General features: G+C 65.7%; 1 protein-coding gene and 1 pseudogene. Both read right to left on the reverse strand.

Annotated elements, in window-relative coordinates; genetic code table 11:
* A partial coding sequence (locus tag B3873_RS08095; RefSeq protein ID WP_286865159.1) for an efflux RND transporter permease subunit occupies positions 1–2,456 on the reverse strand: 2,456 nt, incomplete at its 3' end.
* Positions 2,453–2,703, reverse strand: a pseudogene (locus tag B3873_RS08100) (efflux RND transporter periplasmic adaptor subunit); the annotation flags it as partial. The gene B3873_RS08095 and the pseudogene B3873_RS08100, both read right to left, overlap by 4 nt.

Genomic DNA, 2,703 nt, shown 5'->3' on the forward strand with positions numbered 1-2,703 from the left:
TGGCTGCCGTCGCGGATGTCACCTTGCACGGCGATGTAGGTCTCGCGGTTGTAGCGCTTGAGGACGGCATCTTCCATCCGCGTTTCCAGCCGTGCCACCTGGGCCAGCGGTACGCTGGCGCCGCTGTCGGTGGTCAGCACCAGGTTGCGCAGGTCGGCCAGGTTGCTGCGTTCGGCATGCGGGCTGCGGATGAGCACATCGACGGTACGCAAGCCTTCGCGCACCTGGGTGGCGGGGATGCCGTTGAGTATGGCCTGCAACTGGGTGGCGGCGTCACGCGGCGACAGGCCGACCTGGCGCAGGCGCTCCTGGTCCAGGCTCAGGTGCAGGTTGGCGGTACGGTTGCCCCAGTCCATATGCACGTCGCGCATGTCGGGGTTGGCGGCCATCACCACGCGCACCTGTTCGGCGATGTCGCGCACCCGGTCGAGGTCCGGACCGACCACGCGGAACAGCACAGGGAAGGGCACCGGCGGGCCGAACACGAACTGGCTTACACGTACCCGGGCTTGGGGGAAGCGGCCTTCGGCGATCATCTTGCGGATCTTTTGCTTGAGCACGTCACGCTCGGCCGGGCCGGGGGTGAGCACGATCATCTGGGCGAAGGCCGGGTTGGGCAACTCCGGATTGACCGACAGGAAGAAGCGCGGCGTACCCTGGCCGACATAGCTGGAGACGATCTCGGCTTCCGGCTCCTGGCGCAGGTTCGCTTCGATCTGCTTGACCACGGCGTCGGTGGCGGCAAAGGCGCTGCCCGGCGGGAGGTTGATTTCCAGCGTCAGCTCGGGCCGTTCGGAGTTGGGGAAGAACTGCTTCTGCACCGATCCCATGCCCACCCCGGAGAGCAGGAACAGGCCCACCGTGACGGCGGCAGTCAGCCATTTGTGGTCCACGCACCACCGCACCAGATTGCGCAGGCGCATGTAGTTGGGGGTGCTGTAGATTTCGTCGTGGCCCCCGGCCTTCACCGGGATGTCGGGCAACATCTTTACGCCCATGTAGGGAATGAACAGCACCGCCACCACCCACGAGGTCAGCAGCGCAAAGGCCACCACCCAGAAGATGTTGCCGGCGTATTCGCCTGCGGTGGAGCGGGCAAAGCCGACCGGCAGGAAGCCGATGATGGTCAACAGCGTACCCGAGAGCATCGGTGCGGCAGTCGCCGTCCAGGCATAGGTGGCGGCGGCCACCCGGCTCAAGCCCTCTTCCATCTTCACCACGATCATCTCGATGGCGATGATGGCGTCGTCCACCAGCAGGCCCAGCGAGAGGATCAGCGCGCCCAGCGTGATGCGGTCAAAGACGCGTCCGGTCATGAGCATGATGACGAACACCGCGCCCAGGGTCAGCGGCACGGCGGCCGCGACCACCACACCGACGCGCCAGCCGAGGGTGGCCAGGCTGACCGCGATCACCACGGCCAGCGCCATGAAGAACTTGATCATGAATTCGTTGATGGCCGCCTTGATGGCCTTGGACTGGTCGGCGATCTGCTCCAGCGTGATGCCGGTGGGCAGTTCACCCTGCAGGGTGTGCTGGAAGCTGCCCAGGTCCTCGCCCAGCTGCAGGCCGTTGTAACCCTTCTTCATCACGACCCCCAGCACCAGCGCAGACTCGCTCTGGGTGCGGATGACGAAGCTGGCCGGGTCCTCGTAGCCACGGCGCACCTCGGCGATGTCGCCCAGCTTGACGGTGCGTTGGGCACCCACGATGGGGATGGCCTTGACGGCGTCGATGCTGTCGATGGCACCGTCCAGGCGCAGTTGCACGCGCGGGCCGCTGGTCTCCACGAAGCCGGCCGAGGTCACGGTGTTCTGCCGGCCCAGCGCATCGATGATGGCTTGCGCCTTGATGCCCAGCGTTGCCAGGCGCTGGTAGGAGATGTCGATGAAGATGCGCTGCTGCTGTTCGCCCAGGATGTTGACCTTCTGCACGCCGGGCACGCGCAGCATGCGCTGGCGGATCTCCTCGGCCTGCAAGACCAGCTGGCGGTGCGGCAGCTGCCTGGCTTCCAGCGAGAAGAGCGAGAAGTAGACGTCCGAGTATTCATCGTTGATGAAGGGACCGTAGACGCCACGCGGCAGGTTGGCGGCCTCGTCGCCGAGCTTCTTGCGGACCTGGTAGAACTGTTCTTCCACGGTCTTGGCGTCGGTGTCATCCTTGAGGAACAGCTTCATGGTGACCTGGCCGGGACGCGAGGCGGTTTCCACGCGGTCGTAGGCTTCCAGTTCCTGCAGGCGCTTTTCGAGGCGGTCGGCGACCTGCTCCTGCATTTCCTGCGCGGTGGCGCCGGGCCAGGCGGCGGCAATGGTCATGACCTTCACCACGAAGCTGGGATCTTCGGCACGGCCCAGACGGAAGAAGGCAAAGATGCCGGCCACGCTGACGGTGATGATCAGGAACAGCGTGATGGCGCGCTGTTGCACGCCGAAGGCGGAGAGATTGAAGCGGCTCATGATCCGCTCCCCATACGGGTTTCCGCCAGCAGTTGCACCTTCTGGCCAGACTTGAGCAGATGGCCGCCCATGGCCACCACGTGCTGGCCGGGGGTGAGCCCTTGCGAGACGCGCACCAGTTCTTCGCCCAGCTGGGCCACCTTGACCGGCTGCAGGCTGACGGTGCCGGACTTGTCATCGATCACCCACACGCCCGTGCCCTTGCCCTGGTCCACCAGGGCGCTCAGCGGCAGGCGCACGCCCTCTA

The organism is Herbaspirillum sp. UBA812 (assembly GCF_002296545.1).
GTDB lineage: Bacteria > Pseudomonadota > Gammaproteobacteria > Burkholderiales > Burkholderiaceae_D > Herbaspirillum > Herbaspirillum huttiense.